The sequence below is a fragment of the Bacillus sp. C-3-6 genome (genome assembly GCF_054509685.1).
The window spans coordinates 183,850-201,770 of the sequence record NZ_JBSSBE010000002.1 but is presented as its reverse complement, the minus strand read 5'-3'; the positions used below and the strand labels follow the sequence as shown (position 1 = coordinate 201,770).

Below are 17,921 nucleotides of genomic sequence, written 5' to 3'. Positions count from 1 at the left end.
TGGGAAACCTATTAATCTTTCGAACTAAACTCATTTGTAGGTTTAGTATTTGCTACTTCATCGATTTCATTTCGATAAGGGGCGGCATAACTACGAACTTTGAAACCATCTTCTGTACGAACTACTCTTACCCATTTCACTGCTTTATCGATATTTTTAGGGGGCTTCTTTGAAATAAAGTTATACATAATTGTATCCTTATCTACCACATACTCTTTTACTGTATAATCTTTGTAAGATAAATTATTTTGTGGTCCTTGATTCGGATCTAAAATTTTATTTTTATCTCCATCGACGATAAGTTTTCTAATTGTTTTATTATCATTTTGTAAGTCAGCCTTTACAAAATCCAACATCATTTCTCTAGGAGTGTGCCCCTGTTTATCTTTTTCTTCCCCTACATTTGTTTCGCTATTTCCACATGCAGCACTCAGAATTAGAGCGCCAGCACATAGACTAGATAGCATTAATTTTTTTAGTTTAGTTTTTACCATGTTAACTCACTCCTACGTTTATTTTTTCTCCCCCTTCTTCGACAAAGGTTGCATTAACTTCCTGCTTTTCATCATCATTTGACTTTCTATAATTCTTTCTTGCATTTGGTCTTGTATCGAATGCATCGTATAAATCCTTAAACACTACATCCATTGTGACAACACCTGTTCTTCCTTGGATATCTTGGAATAAACATTGTCCTGTTTCTAAATTAGTAATAATCGCATGATTTTCTTCATTATCAGGTAAACCAAAGAAATCTAAGATTGAAGAAATCTCTTTACTGTCGGTATTACGGAATGAGAACTTCATACCGATATTATTCTTAAATGTCTCATCTCCAAGGTCACTTGCGCTTTGAGTTGCAAAGTATACTGCAGAGTTTAAGGCACGACCTTCACGAACTAGCTTACGAGCTAACTCTCGCCCTTGAGAAGTTCCCATGATTGCCCATGCTTCATCTAATAGAACAATTTTGAATTTAGTAGGGTCCTTTTGAAAGAATTTTCTTGCAAAAGAAGATAGAGACATCAGCATACTAACTGATAAATTTTCTTGTAAGGTATAATCTTTCGGATCTTTTTGAATATCAGGCATATCAAGATGCTGAATTTGTATGATATTTACTGCTGTATCAAGTTCAATATCTCTATTTGTTCCATCACCAAAGATTAAGTGTGCAAATGATAAATTCTCAAATGCTTGAATATGAGCAGCTAATTGTTGATCCACTTTATCCTCACTATCTTCAAGGTATTGAGATACAGCTGTTAAGCACGGCTCTTCCATTCCTGCTACGAATTCTACGGCTGAAGCTAAGCGCGGGAATTTTTCCGAGTTATCTGGTTTAATACCTGTAATGAAAGTAAGAATTGTCATTGCTAACTCAATTGCATCTTTTCGACTATGTTTATGAATGATAAATGGGTCTAGTTTCCCTTCATCTCGTCTATCAGTCCCTAGTGTAATTACATTTACCTTACCTTCTAAGCCATGTAAATCTTCTGTCCAGTTCCCCCTCTCACCTTTTGGATCGACTATCAGTGTTTGAGCTCCTCCTAGTACTGCTAGGTAAACAATTAAGTTCGTTCCAAATGATTTACCAGAACCAGTACTTCCTGTTACCGCAACTGAAAGTGCGCTCGTTTTTTGATTTGCAACAGTATTTGTCGCTGCGAGAGAAGGTGTCATATAAACTGCTTTGTTTAAAATACCAGTTGTACCTATATAAAATCCGATATTATCACCTAAATCTTGTGTTGCACCAAACATACCGGCTGCCAGAACCCCAGGCTCCATAAAGTGTATATAATCATTTACATATCTTCTAGCACCAGGGATAAATTCATTAAACAGCAGGAACTGATCTCCATATGGTCTTACTAGTTCAATCATCATCTCTCTATAAATAGAAATAAGTGAATTGGTATTTCGACGCATTGTATCTAAATCTTCAGCACATATACAGAAAGATACTGATGTCTTAACTAGTGGCATACGTGTCTTTTGTATAAGGGCTTGTAATTCAGTAGCTTCTTGAACACCTTCATACACGTTTAGTCCAACAGTTTGTGCATTTTCCCTTGCATGTGCTTCTTGATCTTCTAAATCTTTTTTCTTTTTATTTAGTTTAGATAGAGCTTTACGATGGTTAATATTTTCTGTGCGTACACTTAGTTCGATTGGGAAATCTATATTTTGGATCATATACATCCACTCTTGGTCTGGAAACTCCATTGTATATGGAATCTTGGATGCCGATAAGAAACTCATATATGCTGGATAATCTAATCCATCAGAACCAATTTGGGACATTTCTATATGTCTTCCTTTAACCTCTACTTCTGATTCTGTTAAACGTAATAAACTCTCTTGATTCGGAAAGATTGCAGAATCGTCATCAACTACCGGTGGCGTCCATCCTGCTGTAACAGGTGCTTCCAATGTACGATAGAAGTTGCGTAATACAATCCATTGTGTTTCATTTGTTTCTAAACTTCTAACTGCTAAATGTTTTCTTATTTTATTTCTAAATGCGCTAGCTTCCCGTTTAAACATCTCCAAATCAGTTTTTAATATTTTGGTATCACCAAGTAGTCCAAACTGTTCTGCAGTATTTTTAAAGGTATGAAATGCTGTATAAAGCATTTCCTTAAGTCCTTCTTGTATGTGTCTTACTTTTAATTTCACACCTATAAAATAACGATATTCTACAGCGTTTTTACCAAATTTTCTTTCTAACTCATGGACAACGTCATCAGTATGATCTATTGCCAGCTCTTTTAGTTCACCACTTACTGTTTCTTTAAACTCATCGGCTTTTTCTTTGAAATTCTGATAAACAGGAATCATTAGTAGATGTTTCTCTTCTTCATAATTCCAAAATAAACCGAGTTGTCGCATAAACAACGTATTTTTATCATCGTCTCCTTTAAATTCGTAAGGAATCCCGTATGCCTCATAATACGCCCAGCAAGAACCATCTTGGTTAAAAATCAAATTCTCATGAAAATATTTGACTGGAAATTCAACCTGATTCATTTGTGCCTCCTTAGAGAAGAATATGAGACTAAAATAATTCTTCTGTATAGATTAATTAATTACTTTTTCTTAATTGAATCATCCTTAAACCGGACTACCGTCTTATATTGATAGCTTCCAATATTACCAGTTGTATCCTTATAACGACTCAACTTTTTTCTTTCAAATGTGAATACAAAGAATCGATATATAAATTTGTGTGGGCTTTTTCCATCTAATTCTACATTTCCAAAGAAGTACGCTATACCACCAGGTAATATTAAATATTTGAAAAAGACATTCTCTCCTAAGGGTAAAAACTGATTTAGAAATATAATTACTAAAAGTGTCCCAACAAAGATTCCCAGTTGTCTGTAAGGTACTGGGAAAGGGAGTGTTATGTCCCTTATCCCATATAAACTCTTTGGAATATCCCAAATAGAGTTATAAGTCCTTACTTCCTTACGAGTCGGTTTCTGAGTCACTTATACCAACTCCTTAAAAATTTATCGTTTTCCGACAGAAGACTCCTTCCTCAAAAATGTGAAGGTGTGAAGCACCAATTTTAGGTGGGAGATGAATGTCGGTTGGCATAAGCCAACATGTTTGCTATCATTTACTTGTACAGATTGCTCTTTGAAAACTGAAGATATGAGGTTGGTTGCAGAAAAGCGTTGCAACCGTAAAATCTTCAACGTTCTTTCGCCCCACGCTTGCCGAAGTTGCGAAAACCAAGCTAAAGTAGGTAGTGTGGTGAGTCAACGTACAAGATACTTATGTTTTCACCGTAGGGACTACGGGTAGAGCCTGCTAAGACAACCGGTGGTTACATCGGTGTTCGCAGGAATCTCCCACTTCAAACAGTCCATAAGGACGTAAGTGGTGAGTAGTTCAAGAGTTTTAATAGTTATCATTTGAAAACTAAGTTATATAATTTTGTTCCAAGGTCCTTAAATACGTCTGGTGAGAATACAAATACTGAAACAATTGCACAAAGTACCAGCCAACCAATTAAACCTGCCATTTGTCGTTTTACAAGTAGCACTATTACACCGATGATTGCACAAACTAAAAAGATTGGACCTAACTGAGCTACTAACCAGTTTTTAATATTCACCCCAAAATTAATGTTACCTAGAACCGCTGCATCTGTAATAGCAGGTAATTGCTGAGCAACCATATCTAATCCCAAAAGCTCCATAATTATTTACCCTCCACTTTCTCTAATGTGTTTTCAAATTTCTTCATAGAGCTAATTGAAAACTTGTTATCTTTATTTACTAGACTTAAATCATATGTGTATGTGTACTCTAAGCTGCTATCATTGTCTTTTAATTTGGCATCAACTAAGACTCTGTACCCTTTATCCTTATCTTCATAAATTCGTAGGTTTTCTAATTTGCTAAATGTCATAATGCCTTTTAGTCCATTTGTTATATTGCTTTTTTCAAAGTAGTAAGCAATTTCTTCTGGTGTTCCTTCTGTATAAACTTTAAATACAGATTGTAAAAATTGTTCTACTTTTTTCACTTCTGCATCTGTATTAATTTCTCGTCCTTCTGATTTGAATGTAGCCACTTTATAAGATGCCTTTTCTCTCTCTCCATGAACGATTGTAGGATTGTTAGGAACGACCATTTTTCCTTCCTCCATTAAAATTGGAATAGAGAAGTACCTGGTAACTTCTTTAGGCTCTTTTGGTGTATCTGGGGCTTGAGTCATTCCTGGAGCAGGATTATTTACAGGTTCTAGTTTCTGAATGATTTTCAATGTTACTTCTGCTTCATTTCCTTTTTGCCGAACCTCTACAGCTTCCGACTTAACTAAAGTACTAGAGGCGTTTTTTAAAGTGTCTCTATTTAATCCACCTTGCGCATCGGATCCTTCAACTAGAAATTTCTCTAATCGTTTTTTTCGCTCTTCAGCTACATTCATATCAACTTTCCAGTTAAAATAATTTGCGGCAAAACTATTCGCATATGCAATTAATTCTGCTTCTGACATTTTAATTTTTACGGGTTCCTCCTTCTTTTCTTGAACAGCTACTGCTCTAGGAGGACCGGCAAGTTGGATAAATGAAAGAGAGCTTCCTACAAACACGAATCCCATCACACACCAAAATGTAACCTTACCTACTTTTCTTCCTGTTATCGCCGGAACTTTCTCCCTTGTTTTACGTTTCTTCTTTTCTTTAAGTGCTTCTGAATTTTCTAGTTGCATATCTAATATTTCAGTTGTTTTATTCTTTGCTTTTTTAAAGAATGTAAATTTCTTTTTTTCGGCGTTTTTCTGGGATTTCTTTTTTACCATGTCTTCACCTCTCTTTTTAAATGGTTAGGAGATTACAAAGTTCATTGTAATTTCCACTAATCAACTATCTACTTTAAGTATGATTTACTTTTTTCGGAAATCTAAGAGAAATAAAAAAATTTATGTTTTATATCAAAATTTTTTTAGGAAGATTAAAACTAAATATAATGTTTATTAAAATACATAAAAAAACCAATTCCATTAAGAAATGAAATTGGTTTTACACAGGGTCTATTCTCTATAGTAAGTATTACACAATATAAAAACCTAATATAATATATATCTTTAATATATATAAAGAAAAAAGATAAAACTATTATACAGAGAAAAAATCGTCTTAAAACATTGCTGTGCTAAGGGTTCATCATTACTCTAGCCGTAAAAAATCATAAAAGGTAAATACTAGGAATGTACTTAATGAGCTGGATGATGATTAAAAACTACAAAATATCATAAAGTAGGTATATAAAAACTACATATAATCATCGTTAATTTGATGCGAGTGACTGAATAAATACTAAATGCAAATTTTGCTGACTTACGAACAAACTTTCCACATTTCTTAAAAACTACACACAATTTATTAACAAATTGGTCAAAGTTAGGAACAGAATCCACTTTTTAAACATAACTAACAGAAGTTTTTCTGATTTTAAGTAGATTTAGAGGTAGAATATGATAAAAACAGTATTTAAGGCTTTATGTTATGCACATCAGGTCAAAATTATTAAGATATCAACAGAATTATAAAAAATATTTCTGCTTTTTTGTAGATGAAACGAAACGAAAAGATTAAAAATTCAGATTTAACAGTTTATAAATTGTGAATATCTTATTTTGATTTACGTGCACTGTATGTAATTGCATAAAAAATAGAGAGTCGTGATCATTAAAATTGAAAACTTTCTCTCTGCTTTGTTTGAAGTAATGCATTTCATAGGGTATCTCCAACACGAATAGCCCTCCACTTTTGTTTTTTCAAAAATAGAGAGCTGTATCTTTACATTGCTGGAAGCAGCTGATCAACCGAATGTGGTGTTTCACTTGTTGAACGGTAGTATGCTTCTAAGGACTGTAGAAACTGAATTAAATCAAAGTCTTCAGGGACCTCAATTACACGAATCTTTTCCTTCGGCAATTTATCAACTTTTTCAATGAACAGTTCACGAATATCACTAGGCATGTTAGTGCCTTGATGCCCGCTAGACTTTAATAGTTCACGGATTTCAATTTCTAATGCTGTATATGCGTTAATATTAACTCCTTGCTCATAAGCATATTTTCTAAATAGTGATTCCTCTTGATACTGCATGTAGTTACGATGGTAAGCATCTATAGTTACAGGTACAGCATATTTCGCATGAAGCAGGTCATGCGCTTTACGGAATAGCTTTTGAACATTGCGTAAAGAGTATATAGCAAAATGAGTACCAAATTTAAAAATGGCCTCTTCTTGCTCATGTTTAGGTACATTATGTGTAATTAAAGGATAAATTCCAGTTTTAGCAGCTGTGTCTAATACACGATATTGAGAAGATTGCTTTAATAATTTACTTAGTGTATAAACTAGCTTTTTAGGATATCCTTCTTGTCGATCAATCATTTCTCGTAATCCACGAACTACTTGGCGAATTTGACGGTGACAAGAGTGTTTTAAAACATTAATGAATTGGTTCATATCCTTTGCAAATTCAGCAATATTCATTTCAACTAACAAGTTTTCTATGAATTTAGCTTTACGCTTATATGTATCTCGTGGTGTAAATGGGTCACGGTATTCTGCTCCTTCTTCTTTCACGCATAAGAAATCAGGATGTACAGATAAATGCAATGTTGTATATTGCTTTTTATTCTTCTTCCCTTTTTCTAACTTGCAAATTTTAAATAAAGGAGATCCAGTAGCAGAAAGTTTTGTTTCTAATTCCTCAAGTACAGCACGAATCTGATGTGGGTATTTCTTATGTAAGTAACGATACATACCACCAAAGTGTGTTGAGTTTCCTTGTTCATCAACTTTGAATAAAGAACGTTTCAGGGTAGTTTCGCGTTTCTGCTGCATTGCTACATCCATGAATAGTTTCTTAGCTGCAATGGATAACTCAAAGAATTCTTTGGTAAATACTATCGGGCTAATAAATGTATATGCATTTGCTTTATTCGTTTCTTTATTCATGAAATCAGTTAAGGTGATTTTATATTTACCACTGTACTCATTTTCGATTGTAATGATGTTATGGAAACTTAACTTCTTCAAAGCTACATAAAATTGTGAGTGGTGAATATGTGCAAATGCTTCTTTATAATTTTTATAATCTTCCCAAAGCATATGGATCGATACATGCGAAAGCTCACCATATGTATTACATTTTTTATGAAGAAATAGAAATACTTCTACATCAGCATTTGTAATACCATATAGCTTATGTTTTCTGCCCTCATTTTTATCAAATCCACTTACTTTATCTACAATCTTTTTCATTTTCAGTGAAAAAGATGGCTTTGCTTGTTCAACAAATCCCTCTTCATCTGCAATTCGTTCTTCATAGGACATTGAATCCACAATGTCTTCTAGATAAGTATCTTTAAAACTGTAATACTTACCTTCTAAAGCATCTACTAACTTTTGCCATGATTTAATTGTTACAATTACCGGTGTTGTTGTTTCACCATTCAAACTACGTTTGTTCTTTATAACGAAAGGTTTTGCCATCTTTTTCACCTCCTTTTATGTTAAGTTGCAGTTTTCCCCACAATTAGATATAGAATTTCATTTTTGATTATATCAAATCGAATACTGGTGAAATCTGTCCCTTTAAGAGGAAAAATAAAAAAATGAAACGTGCCCAAATCCCTTGGGGGACAAGGGATTTGACGTTTCATAAAAAAAAGTTTGTTGCCACCATAGGGCTATGAAGTTTTTTGAATATGAAACGTAGTATGTTGTGGGGGAAATCTTACTAAACCATTGATTTTATAGGGTTTTACGCTAATTTCGTTTTAAAGTTGTAGCCATCATATAGCTATAACGTTTCATGTTTTGGATTGACTAAGAAATTTCTATAGATTTCGTATAAACACTGATATATAGGGAGTTATAACTGTTTTTAAATGAAAAGTTGTGGCCATCATACCGCTATAAACGTTTCATTTCGTTTCATGTTTCCTGCCGTCATATAGCTATAACGTTTCATGTTTTTAAAACAAGTTATATTTTATTGAAAGCTGCTGTAACCCTTGGTATATATAGGTTTTTTGAAGTTTTAAAGTGAAAGTTGTAGCCATCATATAGCTATAATGATTTTATTGTTTTTTCTTTCATATTTAATGAAATGGCTTTATATCAACGTTTATTAGTAAATTACATAGAATAAAAATTTTTTTAGTCGAATGATTTTCAGGATATTCTCGTTTCATTTTTTTAAAGTTGTAGCCATCATATAGCTATAACGTTTCATAAATTACGAAATTATAACCACAATATAGCTATTCATTATTATAAGTAAGAAGTAATAGCCAAGATAAGGCTATATAGTTTCAAATAAGAGCTTATAGCCATGATAAGGCTACATAGTTTCAAGTAAGAAGTAATAGCCGTGATAAGGCTATATAGTTTCAAATAAGAGTTTATAGCCAAGATAAGGCTATGTAGTTTTAAATAAGAAGTAATAGCCCCGATAAAGCTATGCAGTTTCAAATAAGAGTTTATAGCCCCGATAAAGCTATATAGTTTCAAATAAGAGTTTATAGCCCCGATAAAGCTATATAGTTTCAAATAAGAGTTTATAGCCAAGATAAGGCTATGTAGTTTCAAGTAAGAAGTAATAGCCGTGATAAGGCTATATAGTTTCAAGTAAGAAGTAATAGCCGCGATAAGGCTACATAGTTTCAAGTAAGAAGTAATAGCCGTGATAAGGCTATATAGTTTCAAGTAAGAAGTAATAGCCGCGATAAGGCTATGTAGTTTCAAGTAAGAAGTAATAGCCGCGATAAGGCTATATAGTTTCAAATAAGAGTTTATAGCCAAGATAAGGCTATATAGTTTCAAGTAAGAAGTAATAGCCGCGATAAGGCTACATAGTTTCAAGTAAGAAGTAATAGCCGTGATAAGGCTATATAGTTTCAAGTAAGAAGTAATAGCCGCGATAAGGCTACATAGTTTCAAGTAAGAAGTAATAGCCGTGATAAGGCTACATAGTTTCAAGTAAGAAGTAATAGCCGCGATAAGGCTATATAGTTTCAAGTAAGAAGTAATAGCCGCGATAAGGCTATATAGTTTCAAATAAGAGTTTATAGCCAAGATAAGGCTATGTAGTTTTAAATAAGAAGCAGTTTTATATAATTAAAGGCAAGTAAAGAGGATTTAAATGATCCAAAATAAAAGGAGTAAAAATCAACGATTGTGCGGATTATTCAGATAACATTTCACCTTAAAGGTTATGTAGTTTTTCATCTAAATGGGAAAAATAAACGCATTTTGACTCAGTCATTCGTTTAAAGTGAAATTCCATCAGTGGGAGTCTTATAGCCTGCGAATTGTGGGATGAAAAATGGACTAAGAATTTAATCTTAGTCCATTTCTTATTTTATATCCATTTTGTGTGGAATGTACCTTCTTTATCTACTCGTTTATACGTATGCGCTCCAAAATAATCGCGCTGCGCTTGTAACAAGTTTGCAGGTAGTTTGGCAGTACGATAGCTGTCATAATAAGAAATTGCTGCTGAAAATGCAGGTATCGGAATGCCCTGTTGTACCGCCATTGAGATAATTTGGCGTAATCCGCCTTGATATGACTCTACAATTTCTTTAAAGTATGGATCAAGTAAAAGGTTCGGTAGGTCAGTGTTTGTCTCATAAGCCTCTTTAATGTTCTGTAAAAAGGCAGCACGGATAATGCATCCGCCTCTCCAAAGCATAGAAATGCTGCCAAAATCAAGGTTCCAATCATATTCCTCAGAAGCTGCCTTCAATTGCGTGAATCCTTGTGCATAAGAACAAATTTTACTCATATATAAAGCTTGGCGCACTGCTTCAATTAATTCAGCTTTTTCAACTCCAATCGCTGTTTTATCTTTAGGGCCAGATAAAACTTTGCTTGCGTTCACGCGCTCTTCTTTTAAAGCAGAAATGCAACGGGCAAATACAGATTCCGTGATAATAGGAAGAGAGATACCTAAATCAAGTGCGCTTTGACTTGTCCATTTCCCTGTACCCTTTTGTCCTGCAGTATCAAGAATAACATCAACTAATGGCTTACCAGTTTCTTCATCTTTCTTCTTGAAGATATCGGCTGTAATCTCAATTAGATAGCTGTTCAGTTCACCTTTATTCCATTCAGCAAATATTTCATGGAACTCTTCTGCAGTCAAATCAAGTGTTTGTTTCAAGAAGAAATATGCTTCACAAATTAATTGCATATCTCCATACTCAATACCGTTGTGAACCATCTTTACATAGTGGCCTGCCCCATTAGGTCCGATATAAGAACAGCAAGGCTCGTTATTCACTTTTGCAGAGATGTTTTCAAGCATATCCTTTACTTTTTCGTATGCATCCTTCTGTCCGCCTGGCATAATAGATGGTCCTTTCAATGCACCCTCTTCGCCGCCTGACACACCTGCCCCGATGAAATTGATTCCTTCTTCGGCAAGACGTTTGTTTCGGCGAATTGTATCGACAAAGTATGTATTACCACCATCAATTAAAATATCACCTTTATCAAGGTGAGGGACTAGAGAATCAATCGCCTTATCTGTAATTTCCCCTGCATTAACCATTAATAAAATCTTTCTAGGTGATTCAAGTGAGTTAACAAACTCTTCAACTATATGAGTACCAACTAAGTTTTTACCACGGTTTTCCTCAATGATTTCATCAACTTTTTCCTTTGAAATATCATATAGGGCAACAGAATACCCTTTGCTCTCAAAGTTAAGTGCGAGGCTTTTTCCCATAACGCCCACACCAACAACTCCAATTTGTAACTTTTCCATATTCCATCGTTCCTTTCCATGTACGTTACTCTGTATTATAGTATATATACCTAAAATAACACTTTAATCAAATAATCAATCTTTTTCATTTCAATAGGCTCTGCCAGTATTCGTGCAAAAGGTTATAGGGACACGGCACATCATTATCAAGTTAAAAAATAAAGAGAAATTGTCATCCTTATTAATCAATCATGAAAAATAACCGGTTAATTATGAAAAATCACATTAAACAGCTTCCGTATCCCTTTTACTGTTTAGAAAGATCTATACAAATAAACTTAATAATAAAGTAAACCCTAATCCGGCTACAGAAACGATAGTCTCAAGTAAAGTCCATGTTGCAAATGTTTCTTTCATGCTTAAACCAAAGTACTCTTTGAACATCCAGAAACCAGCATCGTTCACATGTGAAGCAATTAAACTACCAGCCCCTGTTGCAAGGACAACTAAAGCAAGGTTAACATCAGATTGACCTAACATCGGAATCACTAAACCGACAGTTGTTAATGCAGCAACCGTAGCAGACCCCAATGAAATACGTAAAATGGCAGCGATAATCCATGCGAGCAAGATCGGTGATAATGAAGTACCTTTGAATAATTCGGCTACATAGTTACCAACGCCGCCATCAATTAATACTTGTTTGAAAGCGCCGCCTCCACCAATAATTAAGAGCATCATCCCAATATTCGAGATCGCTGTTGTACAAGATTCCATCACGTTTTTGATTGGAATATTTCTTGCCAATCCCATTGTATAGATCGCAACTAGTAAGGATATCAACATGGCAGTATCCGCATTCCCAATAAACTCGATCGTTGCTAGTAAACTATTATCTTTGAATCCCATTGTTTTTTGCAGCAAAGTAATAATTGTAGCGACTGCCATTAAAAGAACAGGCAGTAAAGCGGTAAAAACACTGATTCCAAAGCCAGGAGTTTCTTCAAGTTTAAATACTTTCTGCTCACCTAAAGATTTGATATTACCGGTTTTTGTGAACGCCTCAGGTACTAGTTTTTTTGCAAGTTTAGTAAATACAGGTCCAGCTAACACAACCGTTGGAACCGCTATCATAAAACCGTAAAGTAATACTTCACCGATGTTTGCATGCAATTCACCAGCGATAGCAGTTGGTCCTGGGTGTGGTGGTAAAAATCCGTGTGTTACAGATAAAGCAGCTGCCATCGAAATACCGAGATATAAGATAGAAACTTTTAATTCTCTTGAAATTGCAAATACAATCGGAATTAATAATACTAATCCTACTTCAAAAAATAATGCAATCCCGATAATAAATGAGGCAGTCACAACAGCCCATTGAATGTTCTTTTCACCAAATTTTTTCACAAGGGTCATGGCAATGCGTTGTGCACCCCCAGAATCTGAAAGCAACTTACCTAACATCGCACCAAGTCCAAAAACGAGTGCTAAATGACCAAGTGTTCCCCCTAATCCCGCTTCAATGGTTTTAAAAATTTTTTCAGGCGGCATTCCAAGTGCTAAAGCAACCCCGACCGATACAATGATTAATGAAATGAAGGTATTTAATTTAAAGCGCATAATCAGTAAAAGTAATGCTAAAATCCCAATTGCTACAATGACTAATGGCATCGTAGTTCCCCCCTAATCTTAGCTGTATTTGTATTTATCCCGCTATTCGTGGGCAGTAAGGCCCCCACCTCGAGATTTAGATAGAAGCGAGGCGTGGGGAATTACTGATGAAAGTTTTACTTTATTAAATTTCTTTGATAATTTGCAATTCGTGTATAATCGTCTTCTAGCGCCCTTGATAGGTTAATAAATATAGGCAGTAATTGTCTGTATTCTTTTGTTGCTTCTTCTTTCGGTGTATGTTTGTAGGTACTGCCAACCATTTCGGAAACGATTTCAAAAGAATCAATTTTTCCTGTGGCATAGAGACCTAATATACATGCACCTAGACAAGAGCTTTCGTAGCTCTTTGGAACAACGACTTCAGATGCGAAAATATCGGACATCATCTGTCGCCAAACATCAGACCTTGCGAAGCCGCCTGTTGCTTGAATACGAGTTACAGGACCATCCATGCATTCGGTTAATGCTAAAAATACAGTGTATAAATTATATATAACGCCTTCTAAAGCTGCACGAATCATATGTTCCTTCTTATGTGACATCGTTAAACCGAAGAAGGAGCCACGTACATCTGGATTCCATAATGGTGCACGTTCCCCTGCGAGGTATGGATGGAATAATAATCCGTCTGCACCAGGTCTCACACGTTCAGCTATTTTAGTTAATACATCGTATGGATCAATTCCTAGTCTTTTCGCAGTTTCTACCTCCGATGAAGCAAGTTCATCACGAATCCAACGAAGGACCATTCCTCCATTGTTTACCGGTCCACCAATTACCCAATGCTTTTCAGTTAAGGCATAACAAAATATTCTTCCTTTTTTATCTGTTTGTGGCTTGTCAATGATGGTCCGAATAGCACCACTTGTTCCAATTGTGACAGCAATCTCACCTTTTCGAATTGCATTCACACCTAGATTAGAAAGCACCCCATCACTGGCACCAATGACAAACAATGTTTGTGAATCGATACCAATCTTTTGAGCTAAATCTGGATTGCAGTTGCTAAATATTTGGGTGGTTGGTACGAGTTCAGATAATTGAGCTGGTGTTATACCAGCAATTTTTAAAGCTTCCTCATCCCAATCTAGTGTTTTTAAGTTCATCATACCCATGCACGAGGCGATGGAATGATCAACAACATATTGATCAAAGAATTGTTTGAAGATATATTCTTTGATTCCAATATATTTTTTCGTTCTAATAGCAATTTCCGGATGATCATTCACAATCCATGTAATTTTACTTAATGGTGACATTGGGTGAATAGGTGTTCCTGTTCGTCTATACACTTCATGGCCATTCAGTTCATCTTTGATTTTATGTGCCCATGCCTCACTACGATTATCTGCCCAAGTGATACAAGGTGTCAGCGGATGATCATTTTCATCCATAGCTATGACACTATGCATAGCACTGCTAAATGAGATAAACGATGGTTTTTTATCTGAATGCTGTTTCGTTATATTTGATATTGCTTGTAAAACAGCTTGAAAAATCTCTTCTGGATCTTGTTCCGCTGTGGATATATCCGGTGTGCGAAGTGGATAACCAATATTCTCGGTTTGGATGACTTCGCCTTTTTCAGTAAATAAAACTGCTTTCGTACTTGTTGTACCGATATCTATACCTAACATATAGCTACTCATGTCCTTGCTCTACTCCTTTAGATAACATTTGTTGTGACATCCAGAAATCTTCAACTTTCCCTTGAACATCATCAAAGTTTAGATGTAAGGCCTCAATCATGAGGGCTCGATCTTTTGATTCGATTGCTTTTATATAAAGCTCATGATTTTTAATAACCCGTTCAAAGTCTTCGTACTTTTCCTTGAAACGAGTACGCATTGATAAAAGGATTAAGCTTTCCATAACAGGCTTTAAATTATTCCAAATCATCAGGATGTAGGAATGCTCAATGGTTCGAATAATCGTTTCATGGAATAAAAGATCTTGATAAGAAAACTCATCAGAATCATGATATTTAATGGCGATTTTCATCATTTCCATTATTTTATTTAGTTCTCTTACTAAATCATTTGTGTCCATCTTTCCAAGTCGCTCAAAGATAAACTTTTCTATAAGTAAACGAACATCATATATTTCTTCGATTTCTTTCTCTGTTAAACCAATGACAACTGCGCCCATTCTTTCTAAGCGAATAATATTTTCAGAAGCTAGTACTTTTAATGCTTCACGAACGGGTGACCGACTTACAGAAAAATCGGCAGCTAATTTATTTTCCGACAGGATGGTACCGCTTTCAATTTCCCCTGCAATAATGCGCATTCTCAGTTCGCTCGCAACACGATCCCCTGTAGAAGCTTTTGAAAGCCATTTTTCAGGATAAAGAAATTCCATTGATTTCGCCATAAATTCACCTCATGTTAATCAAGTATACTTGTATACAAGTATTATAACTCGGATTTTTAATTATGCAAGCGCTTTTATTGTTTGCTTTGGTTCTTTTAGAGGAAAGCCCCATAATTATCAAGCTAACAAATCGAGTCGCCCCAAAAACTATTATTGTTGATGATGAAGAAGATTTAGGGAATGGAAAACTGAAGAATATGATATTCAAGGACTTACATCAACATATTTACCACTCAGGTTTACAACTTTTTGAGTCAAAAATATAGATGTAAAAATGTAACAGTAACTGAATTTGAGCATTAAACACTTTTAAAAATTGAAATTGTATTGTAAAGTAATGATTTTACAAATAGAAGCAGTTTTATATAATTAAAGACAAGTAAAGAGAATTTAAATGATCCACAATAGAACGAGTAAAAATCAACAATCGTGCGGATTATTCTGATAATGTTTCAACTTAAAGGTTATATAGCCATCATATAGCTATGACGTTTCACATTTTTAAGATTCAAATTATATTTGTAATTAACATTGTTAGGAGGTATTAATTATGGAGAAAGTGTTAGCATTGTTTAGTGATGCCCTCCTACTTGCTGCTCCAATTTATGAAGAAAACAAGCAGTTATGGGCCAAATGGAATAAATATTATAAAGAAGTACAAGAGAATCATGATAAATTAGTAACATCAGCTAATATGTCCCCTTCCTTTTCGACACTTGTTTCTTGGTTAGGTCAGAAACAAGAGCAAGGAATATCGTTGTTAAACATTTATGCCAATCTGAATAAATATAAAGTTGAGATTCAAAATGTACTAGATAAGATCATTGAACAAGAATTCGGAGAAAAAGTTGAAGCAGTTGAACCAACTCAAATTTCAATTTTTGAAGATAGTCAGGTAACAGAACATATAGAAGATATATCGGATGATTACTATCCTGTAACCAATGACGCAATGTACTATCAATTACGTGATGGAATAGCAAAAAATCATTTTGAGGAAGATGAAGCAGTAGCAAAACCGGTACTGCCATTAGAAACAAAAAATTCAAGCGGAGTTGCACAACTATCATCACATAAGGATGAGGATTTGAGATTAGTGAATACAAACGAAGCAGAAAGATGGTCTATATTGGTTGATGGAGTAATTAGTAATATGGATGATCTTACAGCAGACTGTTTGGATACCATTACAATACAATGGTTAAATCAAGCTAAATCTCCAGATGAATTCATAGATTTTAGCTATGAAAATGTGTTGGAATTATGTAATATGCCAAAAGCATCAGCAAACGGTGTAGAGTATTATCGTGCAGAAGATAAGATAAAAGTAGCGCAACGTATTGCAGCGTTAGCGAGTATCTTTATTTATTTGAATGATGATAATGAAGTTGTAGTATTGAACGATCAAGCTGAAACAGGGGAAAAATTTGAAGTAAAACGTGAAGTAATCAAAAGGCTATTCGTACTGGACTCTGTAGTGTTATGGAGAGATAAGAATACTAATGAATATATGGGGATAGAATCCTGTAAGATTAAACCAGGTAGTTTTTTATCGGGCTATTTATATGGATCTAATAGCACAACTGCTTTATTATCGAAAAAAGCATTAGAGTATAATAGCTATAGACACAAGTTTCATAAACGTTTAATACGTTATTTATCCTGGCAGTGGCGAATCCGTCAACAATACAGTACTTTAAAAAGACCATACTCTATTGGTGGAGAAAAAGGTTTACTGTCTGTAATGGGTATTACAACTACAAAGGGGCGCCCAACTCGAATTCGTGAACAACTAGAAAATGTTTTAAATGATTTAGAAAAAGAAAATGTCATTTCACATTGGGCATATGCAGAAGAATTGGATGAAACAAAGATAGGAGAACGCAATTGGTTTAAGAATTACTTTGAAAAGTTGGGAATCATTATTTTACCTCCAAAAGAATTGATGAATAATATAGATAGTATGGTGAAGAAAAAATCAATAGATACGCAAGAGAAGCAAGAGGAGCGTTATATTGTAGATACAGTAAAACAACCTACTGTAGGATCAGAGGATATGGTTCGAGAGAAAATTATGCATCAGCATATGCATCAAAATAAAACAATGCGTGAGATAGCAGATGAAATAGGTCTATCCCCTGCTACGCTATCAAGATTCTGTAATAACAAAATGAAGCGTATTTCAAAAAGTGTTAATGAAAAACTAAACAAGTGGTATGAAAGACAAATGATTATAGAGTCAATGTAAAAAGAAGCAGATACCTTTAAATAGAGAGGTACCTGCTTCTTTTTAGTTTGTTCATATTCTGCCTGTATTACTCCATAAACGTGCTCGATTGCTCAGTGGATATCATGTGTGTAGTTTTGCACATAATAAGATTGGCAAATGTTAAAGTCAGGAGGGTTTGTATGCAACATGATAAAAAAGATATAGAAACATCTAGTTCTATTATGAAACCAAATTTTGCAGAAACTGATGCGCAAAAAGTGAAACAACAAATTCAAAATGATGTAAGAGAAGGACAAGGAGCAATGACTTCCCGAGAAGCAGGTGCAATGCGGGATTAAGAAAACCACTCCTTACTGTTATTTTATTTTTCTAGTGCAGTTTTAACC

The 17,921-nt window shown here is 34.6% G+C and carries 12 protein-coding genes; 2 read left to right on the top strand and 10 right to left on the bottom strand.

Annotated features, from left to right (window positions below; translation table 11 throughout):
• Nucleotides 1–11: 11 nt before the first annotated feature.
• From ACW0JX_RS27795 to gntR, 10 genes are all read right to left on the bottom strand, one after another.
• Nucleotides 12–494: a hypothetical protein gene (locus tag ACW0JX_RS27795; RefSeq protein WP_000241153.1), complete on the bottom strand. Its 483-nt coding sequence runs from the start codon at nt 492–494 to the stop codon at nt 12–14.
• 1 nt (nt 495) lies between these two features.
• Nucleotides 496–3,036 carry an ATP-binding protein gene (locus ACW0JX_RS27790; RefSeq protein ID WP_459245952.1) on the bottom strand — a complete coding sequence of 847 codons (2,541 nt, stop codon included), beginning with the start codon at nt 3,034–3,036 and terminating at the stop codon, nt 496–498.
• A 59-nt stretch (nt 3,037–3,095) separates the two neighbouring features.
• Nucleotides 3,096–3,500, bottom strand: a complete 405-nt coding sequence (locus ACW0JX_RS27785) for a TcpE family conjugal transfer membrane protein (RefSeq protein WP_042514249.1) — start codon at nt 3,498–3,500, stop codon at nt 3,096–3,098.
• 425 nt (nt 3,501–3,925) lie between these two features.
• Nucleotides 3,926–4,216, bottom strand: coding sequence for a hypothetical protein (locus ACW0JX_RS27780; protein WP_000421395.1), 291 nt, complete (start codon nt 4,214–4,216; stop codon nt 3,926–3,928).
• A gap of 2 nt (nt 4,217–4,218) precedes the next feature.
• Nucleotides 4,219–5,325 carry a conjugal transfer protein gene (locus ACW0JX_RS27775; protein ID WP_168410757.1) on the bottom strand — a complete coding sequence of 369 codons (1,107 nt, stop codon included), beginning with the start codon at nt 5,323–5,325 and terminating at the stop codon, nt 4,219–4,221.
• Between the two features lie 1,000 nt (nt 5,326–6,325).
• Nucleotides 6,326–8,035 carry a hypothetical protein gene (locus ACW0JX_RS27770; protein ID WP_168410758.1) on the bottom strand — a complete coding sequence of 570 codons (1,710 nt, stop codon included), beginning with the start codon at nt 8,033–8,035 and terminating at the stop codon, nt 6,326–6,328.
• A gap of 1,873 nt (nt 8,036–9,908) precedes the next feature.
• On the bottom strand, nt 9,909–11,318 hold the full coding sequence (gene gndA / locus ACW0JX_RS27765) for an NADP-dependent phosphogluconate dehydrogenase (RefSeq protein ID WP_000413550.1): 1,410 nt from the start codon (nt 11,316–11,318) through the stop codon (nt 9,909–9,911).
• Between the two features lie 264 nt (nt 11,319–11,582).
• On the bottom strand, nt 11,583–12,929 hold the full coding sequence (gntP, locus tag ACW0JX_RS27760; RefSeq protein ID WP_001131719.1) for a gluconate permease GntP: 1,347 nt from the start codon (nt 12,927–12,929) through the stop codon (nt 11,583–11,585).
• Nucleotides 12,930–13,045: 116 nt separating this feature from the next.
• Nucleotides 13,046–14,581 carry a gluconokinase gene (gene gntK, locus ACW0JX_RS27755; RefSeq protein ID WP_168410759.1) on the bottom strand — a complete coding sequence of 512 codons (1,536 nt, stop codon included), beginning with the start codon at nt 14,579–14,581 and terminating at the stop codon, nt 13,046–13,048.
• Nucleotides 14,574–15,305: a gluconate operon transcriptional repressor GntR gene (gene gntR / locus ACW0JX_RS27750; RefSeq protein WP_071731694.1), complete on the bottom strand. Its 732-nt coding sequence runs from the start codon at nt 15,303–15,305 to the stop codon at nt 14,574–14,576. Before gntR ends, gntK begins: the two co-directional genes overlap by 8 nt.
• A 550-nt stretch (nt 15,306–15,855) precedes the next feature.
• On the opposite strand from gntR, the gene ACW0JX_RS27745 reads away from it, so the two are divergent.
• Both ACW0JX_RS27745 and ACW0JX_RS27740 read left to right on the top strand, forming a co-directional pair.
• On the top strand, nt 15,856–17,553 hold the full coding sequence (locus ACW0JX_RS27745; protein ID WP_098629872.1) for a helix-turn-helix domain-containing protein: 1,698 nt from the start codon (nt 15,856–15,858) through the stop codon (nt 17,551–17,553).
• Between the two features lie 161 nt (nt 17,554–17,714).
• A complete protein-coding gene (locus ACW0JX_RS27740) occupies nt 17,715–17,873 on the top strand; it encodes a hypothetical protein (RefSeq protein WP_168410761.1) in 159 nt (52 codons plus the stop codon).
• Nucleotides 17,874–17,921: the final 48 nt, after the last annotated feature.

Excerpts from the sequence above, each read along its gene's own strand:
- ACW0JX_RS27780 (WP_000421395.1), bottom strand. The coding sequence starts at position 4,216 with ATGGAGCTTTTGGGATTAGATATGGTTGCTCAGCAATTACCTGCTATT.
- ACW0JX_RS27775 (WP_168410757.1), bottom strand. The coding sequence starts at position 5,325 with ATGGTAAAAAAGAAATCCCAGAAAAACGCCGAAAAAAAGAAATTTACA.
- gndA (WP_000413550.1), bottom strand. The coding sequence starts at position 11,318 with ATGGAAAAGTTACAAATTGGAGTTGTTGGTGTGGGCGTTATGGGAAAA.
- ACW0JX_RS27745 (WP_098629872.1), top strand. The coding sequence starts at position 15,856 with ATGGAGAAAGTGTTAGCATTGTTTAGTGATGCCCTCCTACTTGCTGCT.
- gntR (WP_071731694.1), bottom strand. The coding sequence starts at position 15,305 with ATGGCGAAATCAATGGAATTTCTTTATCCTGAAAAATGGCTTTCAAAA.
- ACW0JX_RS27795 (WP_000241153.1), bottom strand. The coding sequence starts at position 494 with ATGGTAAAAACTAAACTAAAAAAATTAATGCTATCTAGTCTATGTGCT.
- ACW0JX_RS27770 (WP_168410758.1), bottom strand. The coding sequence starts at position 8,035 with ATGGCAAAACCTTTCGTTATAAAGAACAAACGTAGTTTGAATGGTGAA.
- ACW0JX_RS27740 (WP_168410761.1), top strand. The coding sequence starts at position 17,715 with ATGCAACATGATAAAAAAGATATAGAAACATCTAGTTCTATTATGAAA.
- ACW0JX_RS27790 (WP_459245952.1), bottom strand. The coding sequence starts at position 3,036 with ATGAATCAGGTTGAATTTCCAGTCAAATATTTTCATGAGAATTTGATT.
- gntP (WP_001131719.1), bottom strand. The coding sequence starts at position 12,929 with ATGCCATTAGTCATTGTAGCAATTGGGATTTTAGCATTACTTTTACTG.
- gntK (WP_168410759.1), bottom strand. The coding sequence starts at position 14,581 with ATGAGTAGCTATATGTTAGGTATAGATATCGGTACAACAAGTACGAAA.